General features: G+C 32.7%; 16 protein-coding genes. 5 read left to right on the top strand and 11 right to left on the bottom strand.

The genetic code is table 11. The annotated features are described in order from the left end of the window. Nucleotides 1-64: 64 nt before the first annotated feature. The 5 genes from lepA to FDY99_RS10470 all read right to left on the bottom strand — a co-directional run bounded on the left by lepA (nt 65) and on the right by FDY99_RS10470 (nt 4,764). Nucleotides 65-1,861, bottom strand: a complete 1,797-nt coding sequence (gene lepA, locus FDY99_RS10490) for a translation elongation factor 4 (RefSeq protein WP_074230536.1) — start codon at nt 1,859-1,861, stop codon at nt 65-67. An 80-nt stretch (nt 1,862-1,941) separates the two neighbouring features. Continuing rightward, nucleotides 1,942-2,958, bottom strand: coding sequence for a hypothetical protein (locus FDY99_RS10485; protein ID WP_139421314.1), 1,017 nt, complete (start codon nt 2,956-2,958; stop codon nt 1,942-1,944). A 92-nt stretch (nt 2,959-3,050) separates the two neighbouring features. Next, the gene (locus FDY99_RS10480) at nt 3,051-3,563 is read right to left on the bottom strand and encodes a hypothetical protein (protein ID WP_074230538.1); all 513 of its coding nucleotides are present in this window, start codon (nt 3,561-3,563) and stop codon (nt 3,051-3,053) included. A gap of 7 nt (nt 3,564-3,570) precedes the next feature. Further along, complete coding sequence (locus FDY99_RS10475) at nt 3,571-4,146, bottom strand: hypothetical protein (protein WP_228448771.1); 576 nt, start codon at nt 4,144-4,146, stop codon at nt 3,571-3,573. Between the two features lie 66 nt (nt 4,147-4,212). Continuing rightward, nucleotides 4,213-4,764, bottom strand: coding sequence for an RNA polymerase sigma factor (locus tag FDY99_RS10470; protein WP_074230539.1), 552 nt, complete (start codon nt 4,762-4,764; stop codon nt 4,213-4,215). A 168-nt stretch (nt 4,765-4,932) separates the two neighbouring features. Between FDY99_RS10470 and FDY99_RS10465 the strand changes: the two genes are divergently transcribed. The 5 genes from FDY99_RS10465 (at nt 4,933) to porW (ending at nt 10,397) form a co-directional block, all read left to right on the top strand. Beyond that, nucleotides 4,933-5,685, top strand: a complete 753-nt coding sequence (locus FDY99_RS10465; protein WP_139421312.1) for a Rossmann-like and DUF2520 domain-containing protein — start codon at nt 4,933-4,935, stop codon at nt 5,683-5,685. Nucleotides 5,686-5,713: 28 nt separating this feature from the next. Continuing rightward, the gene (locus FDY99_RS10460; protein WP_162304161.1) at nt 5,714-6,469 is read left to right on the top strand and encodes an SIMPL domain-containing protein; all 756 of its coding nucleotides are present in this window, start codon (nt 5,714-5,716) and stop codon (nt 6,467-6,469) included. 91 nt (nt 6,470-6,560) lie between these two features. Further along, entirely contained in the window at nt 6,561-7,079 is a 519-nt protein-coding gene (locus FDY99_RS10455) for a KdsC family phosphatase (protein WP_102979063.1), read from the top strand. 103 nt (nt 7,080-7,182) lie between these two features. Then, a complete protein-coding gene (locus tag FDY99_RS10450) occupies nt 7,183-7,737 on the top strand; it encodes a Maf family protein (RefSeq protein ID WP_139421308.1) in 555 nt (184 codons plus the stop codon). A gap of 86 nt (nt 7,738-7,823) precedes the next feature. Next, nucleotides 7,824-10,397: a type IX secretion system periplasmic lipoprotein PorW/SprE gene (gene porW / locus FDY99_RS10445; RefSeq protein ID WP_228448770.1), complete on the top strand. Its 2,574-nt coding sequence runs from the start codon at nt 7,824-7,826 to the stop codon at nt 10,395-10,397. Between the two features lie 12 nt (nt 10,398-10,409). On the opposite strand, the gene tsaB is transcribed toward porW, so the two are convergent. The 6 genes from tsaB to FDY99_RS10415 form a co-directional block, all read right to left on the bottom strand. Continuing rightward, a complete protein-coding gene (tsaB, locus tag FDY99_RS10440; RefSeq protein WP_139421307.1) occupies nt 10,410-11,093 on the bottom strand; it encodes a tRNA (adenosine(37)-N6)-threonylcarbamoyltransferase complex dimerization subunit type 1 TsaB in 684 nt (227 codons plus the stop codon). Between the two features lie 8 nt (nt 11,094-11,101). Further along, a complete protein-coding gene (locus FDY99_RS10435) occupies nt 11,102-12,103 on the bottom strand; it encodes a virulence RhuM family protein (protein ID WP_139421305.1) in 1,002 nt (333 codons plus the stop codon). A 22-nt stretch (nt 12,104-12,125) separates the two neighbouring features. After that, on the bottom strand, nt 12,126-12,557 hold the full coding sequence (locus FDY99_RS10430) for a nuclear transport factor 2 family protein (protein ID WP_139421303.1): 432 nt from the start codon (nt 12,555-12,557) through the stop codon (nt 12,126-12,128). 8 nt (nt 12,558-12,565) lie between these two features. Next, nucleotides 12,566-13,318, bottom strand: coding sequence for an SDR family NAD(P)-dependent oxidoreductase (locus FDY99_RS10425; RefSeq protein ID WP_074230547.1), 753 nt, complete (start codon nt 13,316-13,318; stop codon nt 12,566-12,568). 92 nt (nt 13,319-13,410) lie between these two features. Further along, nucleotides 13,411-13,782 (bottom strand): YraN family protein, encoded by a 372-nt coding sequence (locus tag FDY99_RS10420; RefSeq protein ID WP_139421301.1) that lies wholly within the window; start codon nt 13,780-13,782, stop codon nt 13,411-13,413. Nucleotides 13,783-13,824: 42 nt separating this feature from the next. Continuing rightward, nucleotides 13,825-14,748: a S66 peptidase family protein gene (locus tag FDY99_RS10415; RefSeq protein ID WP_139421299.1), complete on the bottom strand. Its 924-nt coding sequence runs from the start codon at nt 14,746-14,748 to the stop codon at nt 13,825-13,827. Between the last annotated feature and the right edge of the window lie 82 nt (nt 14,749-14,830).

Below are 14,830 nucleotides of genomic sequence, written 5' to 3'. Positions count from 1 at the left end.
AAAATCCGCAGAAAATTTCTGCGGATTTTACTTTTATCTCTTGCCTTTTTACTTGGCTCTTTAGCTAGTCATTCAGTTTCAAAACAGCCATAAATGCTGATTGCGGAACTTCTACTCTACCAATTTGCTTCATCTTTTTCTTACCTTCTTTCTGCTTTTCAAGAAGCTTTCTCTTTCTTGAAATATCTCCACCATAACATTTTGCGGTAACATCTTTTCTTAAAGCTTTAATGGTTTCTCTCGCAATAACTTTCGCTCCTAAAGCAGCCTGAACAGCAATATCAAACTGTTGTCTCGGGATCAGCTCACGAAGTTTTTCACACATTCTTTTACCAATGTAATATGCATTAGAATCATGAATCAATGAAGATAAAGCATCTACCATATCTCCGTTGATCAGGATGTCCATTTTCACCAATTTAGAAGCACGCATTCCGATTGGTGAGTAATCGAATGAAGCATATCCTTTAGAAATTGATTTTAATCTATCATAGAAATCGAAAACAACTTCCGCCAATGGCATATTGAAAGTCAATTCTACTCTATCTGCAGTCAGATAACTTTGGTTAACAATTTCACCTCTTTTCTCAATACATAGTGTCATTACAGCTCCAACGAAATCAGATTTTGTAATGATTGAAGCTTTAATATAAGGCTCTTCTACCCTATCTAAAAGATTAGGATCAATCATTTCAGACGGGTTGTTGATTAAAATTGCAGTTTCAGGATCTTTTTTAGAATATCCGTGATATGAAACGTTGGGAACCGTAGTAATCACGTTCATATTAAATTCTCTCTCTAAACGTTCCTGAACGATTTCCATGTGAAGCATTCCTAAGAATCCGCAACGGAAACCGAAGCCTAATGCTGCAGAACTTTCCGGTTCGAAAACCAAAGAAGCATCATTTAATCTTAATTTTTCTAATGAGAATCTCAATTCTTCAAAATCCTCAGATTCGATAGGGTAAATTCCGGCAAAAACCATTGGTTTTACTTCTTCAAAACCATCAATTGGTCCATCTGCAGGATTTACAAAAGAGGTAATTGTATCTCCTACTTTTACTTCACGGGCATCTTTAATCCCTGAAATAAGGTAACCTACATCACCACATTCTATCGTTTTCTTTGGAACCTGTTTTAATTTTAAAGTTCCTACTTCATCAGCTCCGTATTCTTTTCCTGTTGCGAAAAATTTAATTTTTTCGTTTTTAGAAATACTTCCGTTTACGATTTTAAAATACGCTTCAATTCCTCTGAAAGGGTTATAAACAGAATCAAAAATCAAAGCTTGAAGCGGAGCTTTAGGATCTCCAACCGGAGGCGGAACTCTTTTTACAATTTCTTCCAATAGTTCGTGAACTCCTTCCCCTGTTTTACCAGAAACTCTAAGAACGTCTTCATATTTGCATCCTAAAAGTCCCATAATTTCGTCGGTAACTTCTTCAGGATTTGCAGACGGAAGATCTATTTTATTAAGAATCGGAATAATTTCCAAGTCATTTTCTAAAGCCAGATATAAATTTGAAATTGTTTGTGCCTGAATACTTTGCGCAGCATCTACAATTAAAAGTGCGCCTTCACAAGCTGCAATTGAACGGGAAACTTCGTAAGAAAAATCTACGTGTCCCGGTGTATCAATAAGGTTTAAAGTATATTTTTCGCCATTAAGCTCATAATCCATCTGGATGGCGTGAGATTTAATCGTAATCCCACGTTCTTTTTCCAAATCCATATCATCAAGCGTCTGAGATTGTAATTCTCGTTGGGTCACCGTATTGGTGTACTCCAAAAGACGGTCTGCCAAAGTACTCTTACCGTGGTCAATATGGGCGATTATGCAAAAATTTCGTATGTTTTTCATTTAAGAACTATGTAATTTGCAAAGATAAAAAAAAGAGGGACAAATTGTCTCTCTTAATCTGTAAGCAATGAAATTATTATTTATTTATCAGAAAAATCGTATTCTCCCGTCAAAGAATCTATGTAAATTTCTTCTTTATCTTCATTTTTCATTTTCTTTTGTTTAGCTGCTTGGTCGATAGAACCAGCAACCGCTCCTATTAAGCCAAACATGCCGTAGGTACTGTTGTATTGCGCAGGAAAAATATATCCTCTGTTTGCCACTACATAAAATCCATTCTCATTTTTATTGATTTCTATGAACCCAGACATCGTTTTTCTATAAGCTTTTCCGTTTTCAACATAAGCAAACATTTTATAAGCAGGTATCTTATCTTTTTTACCGTTCTCTATTTTTATTGCTTTCGTAACTTCTCCTTTATCATTTCTTTCTAAAATATAATTTCCTTGTTCCGGATTTTGATTGAAAAACGAAGTGAAGTCTAAATAGATTCCATCCTTTAATTGTTCATTTTTAAAAGCTTCGTAGTTATTTTTAGTATAAGCTTCATAATCAACAAGATCATTGAATGTTACTGCATTTTGAATAGGTTCTAAAGTGTAAGCTTTTTTAATAAAAATAGAAAAAATCGTTGGAATATTTTTTACCATTAATTCTGAAACTTCTTTATCCTGAAAAGCAAAAACAGTATCTTTTTTATACAAAAATCTGTATTTATCTCCTTCTTTTTGAAATAATTGTGCAGCGAAATCCATTTTTCCGTTTGTTTTTTTTCCGTCACTTTCTCCTGTTGAAAGTTTCAATCTCTTTAAAATAAGAACCAATTCATTTTTCCCCGTTAAAGAATTCCCTTTATTAAACCAAGCTTGAAAATCATTTCCAGGAGTTGTAGGAAAAACAACTTCTTTCATTTCTTTATTATCACCAAAAGGGATCATACCGATTGATTTATCTTGTCTTTGATCTAAAACCTTAAATCCTTTATAAGTAACATCATCAAATCTGGTAATATTTCCTCTAAATTTGATAGCTTCTGTAGCCTGAGAAAATGATAAGATTGCCATAAAAGAGAATACAACCTGAAATACTTTTTTCATAATTATTTTTTTGCAAAAATAGATATTTCTTAAAAATTAAACGACCCTCACAATAAATTGCAAGAGTCGTCCAACATTAAAAAAATAAACTATTATGGAGTTTGCTTCGATTCTGAAGCATTCTTTTTTCCGCCGTGAGGTTTTCTTTCATTCATTTTATCTCTCATCATTCCCTCAGACTGAAAAAGCTTCAAGACTTTTTGACAAGGAATCACAGTCTGCATCTTCTCAGCATACTTTTTTCTATTATCGAATAATTTTTGCCCTACATCAAAACTTTGCTGAAGTTTTACTTTTGCTTCTTCTTCCGTGAGTTTTGCCGGGTCAAAATTTGAATCGAACTGACTTTTAATTTTTTTCTGATTGTCTAAATATTCATTATACATCGCAGTAAATTCTGCTTTATCCTGTGGAGCAACATCCAGCATATCAACAACCATGTTATTCCTGAATTGCGTAAGAAGCGCTTTTCTTTCATCTGGCGAAAGATTGTTTATTACCTCTTTTCTTTGATCGGGATTCATTTTCTTCCAATCATACTCTTTGATTTGAGCTTTGAGCCCAAAACTTGAGATAATAAAAAGTGTAAATAATATTTTTTTCATCTTTCTTTTAATTATATAAATCTAAATAAACATCTTGACTGGAATTGTTTGCCAATTCTGCAATTTCTGAATTGGGAAGCGATTCTAAATATTCATTCATATGGATTTCATTAGCCGTTTTTATCGCTTTTTTATTTTGATTTCCCGAATTATTATTAACAACCTGCGAAACCACAGGCTTTATATCCATTTGTTTTTCAACTCTTTGATCACGATTTTCTACTGAAGTTAAATCTGACTCTAAAGTTTCGTATGCTATCTGACTTTCCTTTTTAGGGGCTGTTCTGTTATCAGCATAATTTCCATTTAAATCTCCATTTGTAGAAGAATCTGAATTAGATTGATATACAAATGTCGCTCCGAAAATAAGAGCCAAAGACGCTGCTGCAGCATATCCCCAATTCAATTTGAAAATCGGAGCTTTGCGTTCAGCTTTTATTTCACTCATCACTCTGTCCTGAATATTTTCAAAAATATTTTCAGGGACTTTGTAAATGTTTTTGCGTTCTAATTTTTCTAGATCAAAATCATTCACTTCGCTCAACACTCTATTCTGAATGCTTTCAAACATATTGTCTGGCATTTTATAAATGTTTTGGCGCTCTAATTTTTCTAGATCAAAATCTTTCATGTTGTGGGTTCTCAAAAATTATCTCTCGTAATTCTCTTTGATATATTCTTCTATTTTTTGTTTGGCGTAATGATAATTTGTTTTTAAAGTTCCTACCGACATATCAACTATTTTTGATATTTCTTCGTAAGGTAAATCATCATAATACCGCATCATAAATACCAGTTTCTGCTTTTCGGGCAGGCTTTGTATAGCTCTTTGCAAAAAAACTTGTATTTCTTCAGCATCACTGTGTGTGTTATCGGCAACCAGATTCTGCATATAATATTCCGGATCTTCATCGGTTTTCTGCATTTTTTTCAGTTTATTAATCTGCTGCAAAGCTTCATTGGTTGCAATTCTGTACAGCCAAGTATACAACTGACTGTCATTTTTAAACTGATGAAAATTTTGGTAAGCTTTTATAAATGTTTCCTGCAAAGTGTCCTGAGCTAGGTCTCCATCTACAATAATGCGTCTGATATGCCAATATAATCTACTCTGATAAGCATCCATCAACACCCGAATACCTTTATCAAGTGTTCGTGGGTTTTGCATCAGCGCAATAATTTCTGCGTCTTTAATCTTCATAAGATGCTTTCATTGTTTTGGATTACAAAAATATCTAAAAGTTAAATTACTTATTCAATTTTGAGTCCAATATATTAACTTTTAAGATTTATAGCAACAATATTTATTCTAAAATGTCCATTATAATTCGGCTTTCATCTCAAAACTAAAAACTCTTATCTTTGTTTTATGCAAACAGTCATTATCGGTTCCGGGAATGTTGCCTATCATTTGGCAAAAGCTTTCGTTCAAAATGGTATTTCCATAGCCCAAATCTTTGGAAGAAATGAGAAAGAATTGAATAAAATTTCAGAAGAATTAAATATTTCAAATTCAACTAAAAATCTAGTTGATTCGGATTTGTATATTATTTGTGTAAGTGACGGTTCTATAGGAGCTATTTCTAAATTGATTACTAAAAAAGATTGTCTCGTTGCCCATACTTCAGGATCTCTTCCGAAAGAAATTTTGGTTGGAGAGTACAGGAAATCCAGTTTCTACCCTTTACAGACTTTTTCTAAAACTAAAAATTTAGATTACAAGAAAATTCCTTTTTTTATTGAAGCTGAAAATGAAGAAGACCAAAAAACTTTAACTGATTTGGCTTCTAAAATTTCAGATAATGTAATGGAAAGCACCCATGAAAAAAGAAAATATATTCATCTAACTGCAGTATTTGCCTGCAACTTTGTGAATCATCTTTTTGCAAGAGCCAAGGAAATTTCAGATGCACAAGAAATTCCGTTTGATTATTTTTTACCGTTGATTAATGAAACAGTTCAGAAAATTAATGAAATAGATCCTAAATCAGCCCAAACCGGACCTGCCGTAAGAAACGACCAAAGAGTTTTGGAATTGCATGAGCAGTTATTAAAAGATGAAAGTCTTGAGATTTATAAAACAATAAATCATTCAATTAAAAAAATGTATCAATTACCATAAATTTTTAACTTTGATGAAAACCGAAAAAATGGACACAAAAATTATTCGTTCTCTCATCATCGGAGCAGCAATCGTTATTACAGCTTTCGTCTTAGGTTCAAGTTTTAAAAACAGAAATTTAAAACAAGATACAATATCCGTCACTGGTCTTGGTTCAAAAGATTTTATTTCAGACGAAATAAGTTGGGGCGGAAGTTTTGATGCAAATGCAATGGATGCAAAAGAAGCATACAATCTGATTTCGCAAGACAAAGAAAAAGTAAAGGCATTTTTCTACAGCAAAGGTTTCAAAGCTGGTGAATTTGCTTTTGGCGGAGTCAATTTTTCAAGGTCTTATCGTACGGTTACTACAAAAGAAGCAGATGGAGCAGAAAAATCTGAAGATGTTTTTGACGGATACAAAGCTACCCAAAGTGTATTTTTCAGAGCTAAGAAAAATCCGGCTTTGATGAAAAAAATTGAAAGCGTAATTGATAAAACTGCAGAACTCATCAATAGTGGAGTACAGTTTGAACCATCTTCAGCACAATATACTTATTCTGACCTTTCTTCGTTGAAACATAGCTTGATAGAACAAGGCTCCAAAGATGCGAGAGAAAGAGCGGAGAAAATTGTAAAAAGTGCAGATGGAGACCTTGGCAAATTAAAAGACGCTTCGATGGGTGTTTTTCAAATTACTGCAAAAGGTTCTACAGATGAAGATAGTTATGGAGGAAATTTTGATACATCAAGTAAGGAAAAATCAGCGAGAATTACAGTAAGACTTACTTACAATCTCGACTAATATATTTATTAATAAAAAACAAGGAATTAATAAATGCGATTGATTTGATTTTTATCATTCATCAATTAACATTTATCAATCATTAATTAAAATGAGTTATAAAGAGAAATTAAAAGATATAAAAGCATTTGTATTTGATGTAGACGGTGTATTTACAGACGGAAGCGTTTATCTAATGCCCGGAGGAAATATGAGTCGTGTAATGAATGTTTTGGATGGATATGCAGTGGTAAAAGCTTTAAAAAACGATTATCTGATTGGAGTCATTACCGGAGGAAACGACGAAATGGTGAGACATAGAATCAATTATTTAGGAATACAGGATTACTATGCAAAATCTCATGATAAAATGGTCGATTATGAAGATTTTAAGGCTAAATATAATCTTAAAAACGAAGAAATCTTAACGATGGGAGATGATGTTCCGGATCTTCATATGATGCAGAATTCGGCAATTGCAACGTGTCCTGAAAATGCCGTTCCCGAGATAAAAGGAATTGCAGATTATATTTCGCAAATAAAAGGTGGAAGTGGAGCAGTACGTGATGTGATTGAGCAGGTGATGAAAGTTCAGGGAAAATGGCATGATGATAATACGCAATCTGTATAAATAAGATGGCAAAAAATAGATAAAAGACTTACAATCAATTATCTATTCTCATGAAATATAAAATATCATCTACCATTAATCGTTTATTATTTATAAAATACTGATGAAAATACTTTTAGCATCACAATCTCCGAGAAGGAAAGAATTACTGTCAAATTTAGGTTTTGATTTTGAAGTCGTGAAAATTGACTGTGAAGAAATTTTACCCGAAAATATAAAAATAGAAGACGCTGCAGCTTATTTGTCTGAATTAAAAGCAAATGCATTCGGAAATCTGCAAAATGATGAAGTTCTATTAACTGCAGATACAGTCGTTGCCAATGAAGATCAGTTTTTGGGAAAACCAAAAAATGAAATTGAGGCAAAAGAAATGCTCAAGTCATTATCCGGAAAAATACATCAGGTTTATACTGGAATTACCATTAAAACTTTAGATAAAATCATTACAGAAACTGATGTTGCAGATGTAGAGTTTGATGAAATTTCTGATGAAGAAATTGATTTTTATATCAAAAACTATCAACCATTCGACAAAGCAGGAGGTTATGGTATACAAGAATGGCTCGGAATGTCAAAAATTAAAAAAATTAATGGAAGTTTTTATACCATTATGGGACTTCCGACGCATTTAGTCTATAAAATTTTGAAGGAATTATAGATATTTTCAAAATAAAATTTTATTATTTTTACAAAATCATCAAACTGCTGATAATAAAAAGTAAATTAGCGAGTTATATTGAAATAATGAAAAAGAAAATAGTATTCCTTTTAGCAGCGATTATTGTCGTTTCCTGTGGCACGAAAGTGAAAAAACCGGAAGCCAGATCAAAGTTTTTGAAAGGATTTTCAACCTATTATAATACCCTGTTTAATGCAAAAGATGCCTTAAACAGTGAGTTTACAGAAAGAGACAAAGCTCATAAAGATAATTTTTATGCGCCCTATATTCCCATATTAACTTATGAGGAACAACCTTTAGGAAGTGATTTGGGACAATCTTCTGCTTTTGCAGAAAATTCTATGAAAATGGCAGAAGTAAACCGACCACAAAAAAATAGTAGAAACGCTCCTACAGCGTTATCAAATGGTCCCGGAATGCCTGGAAATATGCCTCAAGATCCTAACAATCCGGGAGGAAACAAAGGAGCAACGGTTTTAGAAATTGCTGAAGCAAAAGCTTTGAAAGCAATTAATAAATATTCTGTCATCAGAAAAGGAGAGGAGCAGAACAAAACAATCTTTGATGCTTATATTATTCTAGCTCAATCTAGAATTTATCAGGGAAAAGCAATTAAAGCTTTAGATGCTTTAAACTATGTTTTCACTCACATGAAGGAAGATAAAAGACTTCCTTTAGCTCATATTTACGAAGCTTTAGCGTATTCACAAATTAAAAATTATCATAAATCTGATGAAATTTTTAATAAACTTAAAAGTGAAAAATTAAGCAAGGATCATGATAAACTGTTGAGCATTTATTACGCTGAATCTCTTTTGGATCATGGTAAAAAAGAAGAATCTATAAAAGAATTAGACCGTGCTTTTGAACTCAACAGCAACAGAAAACTAAAAAGCAGAATTGCATTTTTGAGAGGTCAGGTTTTACAAGAAACAGGAAAACAAGAGCTTGCAAGAGAGAGCTTTTTAGCCGCTTACAAATATGCCAATGATTTTGAATTTGAAGTAAAATCTCAGATCGAGATCGCCAAAACATTCAACGGAAAAGGAAATTATGAAGGCGCTAAAGATTATCTTGAAAAAATAAGCAAAAAAGGAACATACGGATCCAGAAAGAATGAATTTTTCTATGCTTTAGGTTTAATGGCCAACAAAGCCGGTAAGAAAAAAGAAGCGCAGGAATTCTTCAGAAAATCACTGCTTGAAAAAGTTTCAGACGGACAGGTGAGAGGTTTGGCTTATTATGAAATCGGTAAAGATTATTTAGACAGAAATGATTATATCGGAGCAGGAGCTTATTATGATTCTGCATTGGTTGCAATGACGTATGAACCTTCTAAAATTTTGCTGCAAGATCAGTCTAATTACATTAAAAAAATCTCTAAAAACTATTATTTAATTAAGAAAAACGACAGTATTCTGTCTTTGGCAAAAATGTCAGATGCGCAGAAAACTGATTATTTTGCAAAATATATTGAAAAACTGAAAATTAAAGAAGAAAGAGAAGAACAAGAAAGGAGACGCGCCGAAAGAAGCAAAGGTTTTGATACCGGGGATTACAATGCCAATTCTCTTTTTGCGAACAGCTCAAATTCTTTCGAAGATTTTGGGATTGCTGCAAAAGGTTTTTATTTTGGAAATACAGGGACTGTGAGCAAAGGTACATCCACCTTTAAACAGGTTTGGGGAGATCGTGCATTGGTTGACAACTGGCGTTATTCTAAAAAAATGGCATCTCTTCAAGACATGAAGAATGAAGCTTTGGGAGTGACTTCTGCACCCAATCCGAGACGTTTTGAACCTTCATTTTATATTGAGCAAATTCCTTCAGATGCCGGAAAATTATCTCAGTTGAAGAAGGATAGAGACACTGCTTCATTAGGTCTTGGAGTAATGTATCAGAATTATTTTACCAATACTCCTTTAGCAACAAAAACGCTTTATGATTTGGTAGATGTAAAACCGGAAGAAAAAGTAATGCTTCAGGCTTTGTATGAAATTTTTGCGATGAATCATGAGAAAAATCCTCAAGCTGCAGTCAGAGCAAAACAGATTTTATTGACCGATTATCCTTATAGTTCTTTTGCAGAATTCGCAAGAAATCCTAAAAGCAATACTTTTGTAAAGTCTTCAGAAGAAGTTGAAAACGAATACAAAATGGCTTTTGCCTTATATGAATCTGAAAAGTTTGCAGAAAGTCAGGGTAAAATAGAGCAGGTGGTTCTTAAATATCCTAAAGATGCGTTAGTTCCTAAACTGAATCTTTTAAATGCATTCAATGCAGGAAAAACAAGCGGAAAAGAAGTGATGATTCTGCAGCTTGAGCAAATCGTTTTGAATTACGCTAAAACCCCTGAAGGAATTAAAGCTAAGGAAATGCTGAATTATCTTAAAAGTGATATCGTATTCCAAGCAACTGATAATAAAGGAAATAAAATGCCAAATAATCCTTTTAACGGACCGGGGCAACCAACTAATATTCAACAGTCTCAAAACAGTAATCTTGTTCCAGGTAATGCTTCCAGTTCACCCATGAATAATAATGTTCCGCAAAATAACAATATTCCTAAAAAACCAGGAAATAACTCGATGCAGAAACTTCAGCAGGCTCCAGTTGAAATGAAGCCGATGAAACAATAAAAAAAGCGAAGATTATTCTTCGCTTTTTGTTTTTTTCTTTACTCCATGAAAATCTTTAAGATAGAAAGGCTCAAAATAAGCTATATCTTCAAAATCTTCATTCTTTATTTTTTCTAAAGTTTTCTTTATTAAAAACTGAGCAGAAGGATATATCTCTGCATTAAACTCTGCATTTGGAAGCTTCAGTATTTCTTTTGCTTTTAACGCTCCGTCGCCTACAAAAAGTACTTTTTTATCTTTTAATTCTTCAAAAGAATTTTCATCTAAAACTTTAGCTTCGGTCTGAATAAGTTCTTCCCCCGAAATTCCATCATAAACAGCGGTATAAACCTCCATTCGTCTTGCGTCGATCAAAGGGATGATTAATTCATAGTTTTGTTCTAAAAAAGGCTCTATCATGCTTTCCATGGAATTGACCGCAATCAAAGGAATTTTAAGTCCGTAGCAAAAACCTTTCGCAGAGGCGGCTCCAATTCTCAAACCTGTATAAGAACCAGGACCTTTTCCTAAAGAAATGGCTTCAATATCTTTTATTGATAATTTAGCTCCTTCCAAAGCCCATTCTACAAAAGTGTGGAGCGACTCGCTCTGTTTATAGTTTTCTGAAACTTCTTCTGTAGAGCAAAGCAGTTTTTCATCATCTGAAATGGCTACTGAACAGTTTTTTGAGGAGGTTTCGAGATATAATATTTTCATTTTTTATTTTAATCTTTTCCTAATTTTTTAATTTGCTTATCAAAGTCCGAAATTATTTTTTGAGTTTTGTTAAAAGTCTCATATTCTTTAATTGCTTTTTTTTCTGCAGCAATTTTAGATATATTTCCTTTTCCTTCCAGAATTCTGTATTCGTTAAAATCTAAAAACCGATTGACACTTTTAGCCAAAGATTCCATTGTAAAAGTATTTTGTCTTTCAATCAACCCTTCTATATAATCAAAATATACTGACACGGTTCTTTCCAGTTGTTTAATTTCTTTTTCTTGAAGGTAATTTTTAGCTATTAAAATATCTTGCTTCAAAACTCTTCCATCCGGAGCATTTTTCCAAGATGTTAAGCCCATATTGTCTTTGGTACAATCGGCAGTTTTATAAATAATTTCAGCAGCAGTTTTTCCGGTAATTGCAAAATGAAATTTATTCTGAACCATTGCGTAAAAGTTTTTCGTAATCTCAGAATTTCTATCATAATCAATACTACACTCAGCAAAAATATCGGTGATTTGTTGGTAAACTCTTCTTTCACTTGCTCGAATAGAGCGGATTCTCTGCAGAAGTTCTTTAAAATAATCTTTACCAAATACATTTTGACCTTGTTTCAATCTTTCATCATCTATTACAAAACCTTTGATGATAAATTCTTTCAAAGTCTGTGTTGCCCAAATTCTAAATTGGGTCGCTTTGGATGAATTCACACGATAACCAACTGAAATTATAGCATCAAGATTATAGAATTTTTGGTTTCTTTCAACCATTCTATTACCTTCTTTTTGAACCTGTAAGAATTCCTTACAAGTTGCCATTTCACTAAGTTCTCCACTCTCAAAAATATTTTTTAAATGAATTGTAATATTTTGAGGTGTTGTTTCAAATAAACTCGCCATTGCCTTTTGAGTTAGCCAGAGTGTTTCATTTTGTAAAAAAACATCAACTCTAACTTTTTCATTAGGCGTATTATAAATTAAAAAATTTTGAATCTCTTCTTTCATTGTGTTGATATTCTATGCAAATTTATGGCTTTATTTCCACACTTTGCCGGCTCCACAATTTCCAATTAGATTTCTTTTTTATCCAGATTTCAAGTAAAGCCAGTTTCATTTCAAAACTCTGATTTTTATAAAGACCAGCAACTTTTATAGTTCTTCGAATGCTTACTGTATTTTTAAACTGTTTTAATTCTGAAATTTCAAGTTGTGTAATTTCTTTATAACTGACTTTTTTAGAAGAAAAATCTTTCTTGAAATCTTCCAAATTCTGAATCCATCCATTGGAATGACCAAACGAAACATCTGAACAAAATAAATCGATAATTTGAGTATCATTATTCGACATCAGAGAATCAAGCTTTTTTGCTTCCAATAAAACCGCTTTCTCATCTTTTGAATAATTTTGGGAAAATCCAAAAACAAAGCAAAACAAAAATAGAATAGGGAAGAACCTCATTTTTCAAATTATCCTTTTCTGTAAATTGTTCTCGGCTCGCTCTGTGCACTTGGATAAATCGTCATATCAGAAACCGTTACATGTTGTGGAGCGTTGATGCAATAAGCAATCGCATCAGCAATATCTTCGGCTTTTAAAGCTTCGTAACCTGCATAAACGGTTGCAGCTCTTTCCTGATCTCCTTTAAATCTGATTAAAGAAAAATCTGTTTCTACAGCTCCTGGTTGAATATTGGTAACTCTGATTCCGAATTCTGTGAGTTCAATTCTCATTCCTTCAGAAATAACATCAACTGCTTTTTTGGTAGCACAATACACAACGCCATTCGCATATGTTTGTCTTGCAGCAACTGAACTGATATTAATAATCTGACCAGAATTTCTTTCTTTCATCATCGGAATAAGCGTTTTAGAAACGTATAAAAGACCTTTTACGTTTCCGTCGATCATAGAATCCCAATCATCCGTACTTCCAGCTGAAAGAGGCTCTAAACCATGTGCATTTCCCGCATTATTAATCAGTACATCAATATTTTTCCATTCTTCAGGAAGTGATGAGATGGCGGTTTCAACTTCTTCAAGATTTCTTACATCAAATTTTAAACTAAAAACTTCAGTTAAAGATGATAATTCTGCTTTTACAGATTCTAAAACTTCTGGTCGTCTTCCACAGATAATAATTCTGTTTCCTTGTTTTGCTAAAAGTTCAGCGGTAGATTTTCCTATTCCGGAAGTCGCTCCGGTGATGAGTATTGTTTTCATAAAAATTTTCAATTTTTAAATTTAACAATGTATCAATATAACAGTTTACCAATAATTGGTACATTGCTATATTGATACATTGTTAAATTAATTTAGTTTGCATCAAATGCTTCAAAAGCATCTTCAATATGTTCTATAATGAGTTTTCCTTTTTCGTCGGGAAGAACAGAAATAATATCAAATCGTACTTCCTGATCTTTATTAAATTCTTCCATAAAATGATTGGCGGCAGTAACAATAAGTTTGATTTTACCTTTTGTAACAGCTTCCTGAGGCAAAATGAAAAAATCGGTTGATCTCGCTTTTACTTCTGTTACAATAATTAAATTATCCTTTTCAGCGATAATATCGATCTCAGCTTTCTGATACCGGAAGTTTCTCACAAGAATTTTGTAGCCGTTTTCCTGTAAAAACTGAACTGCCAAATCTTCTGCTAGTTTGCCGAGGTCGTTGTGATCTGCCATTTGAGTTGGAGTGTTTGAGAGTAGGGAAGTTTTAGGGTTTATTTAAAACTCAACCTTTACCTTATCATTAATCTTTACCTTAACCTGGCTTCCAATAATCAACGGTCGATTATCCTTAATGTGTCCATTTGGAAAATCAAAAACAACCGGGAAATTATACTTTGAAATTCTATCGGCAATAAGCTGGTTTGCAAATTTATCAAAGCTTTCTTCGTATTGTTTGTTGTCTTTTTCGTCACCCATATTGGTCATTCCACCAACAATTAAACCTTTTATTTTTGTAAAAACTCCCGCTAATTCAAGACTCATCGTCATTCTGTCGAGCGCATAAAAATTTTCACCAATATCTTCGATGAATAATATTTTATCTTTAAAATCAAAAGAATATTTGGTTCCTAAAAGCGCATAAATAAGCGCTAAATTCCCTCCAATCAATTCGCCTTCAATATTTCCTTTTTTATTAAATTGATTTGATTCTAAACTGTATTTTGGCTTTTTCCCTTTTAAAATATCAAAAATAAGATCATAACTTTCTTCAGTAACTCCGAAGCTTGATGTTTTAATGGTTTGACCGTGTATGGAAACAAAACCTTTTTTCAGTAAAAAACTTTGAATTACGGTATTATCAGAATAACCGATGTACCATTTCGGATTTTTGGTAAATTCTTTTAAGTTTAAACCATGAATTAAATGTTGACAGCCATAACCACCTCTTGAAGCCCAAACTGCAGAAATTTCGCTGTCATTTAAAGCCCAGTTCATATCTTTCAATCTTTGCTCCTCAGTTCCGGCGTAATTGTATCCGTTTGAAAATTTAGTATAAAGATTTTCGCCCAAAACAGGTTCAAAACCTTTAGATTTAATCATTTCAATCCCTTTTTCTAATTGAGTGGGTTCCACTGAACCTGCAGGAGAAATGATGGCAATTTTATCGCCTTTCTTAAGTGACTTTGGAAATATTTTCATTAATCAGTTGTTGTTTTTTAATATGATTATTTTAGTGATTCTTAAAATTTAACGCAAAGTTCGCAAAGATTTCTTTTACTAT

Source organism: Chryseobacterium mulctrae (assembly GCF_006175945.1).
GTDB lineage: Bacteria > Bacteroidota > Bacteroidia > Flavobacteriales > Weeksellaceae > Chryseobacterium > Chryseobacterium mulctrae.
The sequence above is the reverse complement of the archived record's forward strand: the minus strand, read 5'-3'. Positions and strand labels throughout refer to the sequence as shown.

Coding starts and splice junctions, on each gene's coding strand:
- FDY99_RS10460 (WP_162304161.1), top strand. CDS start 5,714: ATGGACACAAAAATTATTCGTTCTCTCATCATCGGAGCAGCAATCGTT.
- FDY99_RS10420 (WP_139421301.1), bottom strand. CDS start 13,782: ATGGCAGATCACAACGACCTCGGCAAACTAGCAGAAGATTTGGCAGTT.
- FDY99_RS10465 (WP_139421312.1), top strand. CDS start 4,933: ATGCAAACAGTCATTATCGGTTCCGGGAATGTTGCCTATCATTTGGCA.
- FDY99_RS10415 (WP_139421299.1), bottom strand. CDS start 14,748: ATGAAAATATTTCCAAAGTCACTTAAGAAAGGCGATAAAATTGCCATC.
- FDY99_RS10480 (WP_074230538.1), bottom strand. CDS start 3,563: ATGAAAAAAATATTATTTACACTTTTTATTATCTCAAGTTTTGGGCTC.
- tsaB (WP_139421307.1), bottom strand. CDS start 11,093: ATGAAAATATTATATCTCGAAACCTCCTCAAAAAACTGTTCAGTAGCC.
- lepA (WP_074230536.1), bottom strand. CDS start 1,861: ATGAAAAACATACGAAATTTTTGCATAATCGCCCATATTGACCACGGT.
- FDY99_RS10455 (WP_102979063.1), top strand. CDS start 6,561: ATGAGTTATAAAGAGAAATTAAAAGATATAAAAGCATTTGTATTTGAT.
- FDY99_RS10435 (WP_139421305.1), bottom strand. CDS start 12,103: ATGAAAGAAGAGATTCAAAATTTTTTAATTTATAATACGCCTAATGAA.
- FDY99_RS10475 (WP_228448771.1), bottom strand. CDS start 4,146: ATGCCAGACAATATGTTTGAAAGCATTCAGAATAGAGTGTTGAGCGAA.
- porW (WP_228448770.1), top strand. CDS start 7,824: ATGAAAAAGAAAATAGTATTCCTTTTAGCAGCGATTATTGTCGTTTCC.
- FDY99_RS10470 (WP_074230539.1), bottom strand. CDS start 4,764: ATGAAGATTAAAGACGCAGAAATTATTGCGCTGATGCAAAACCCACGA.
- FDY99_RS10430 (WP_139421303.1), bottom strand. CDS start 12,557: ATGAGGTTCTTCCCTATTCTATTTTTGTTTTGCTTTGTTTTTGGATTT.
- FDY99_RS10485 (WP_139421314.1), bottom strand. CDS start 2,958: ATGAAAAAAGTATTTCAGGTTGTATTCTCTTTTATGGCAATCTTATCA.
- FDY99_RS10425 (WP_074230547.1), bottom strand. CDS start 13,318: ATGAAAACAATACTCATCACCGGAGCGACTTCCGGAATAGGAAAATCT.
- FDY99_RS10450 (WP_139421308.1), top strand. CDS start 7,183: ATGAAAATACTTTTAGCATCACAATCTCCGAGAAGGAAAGAATTACTG.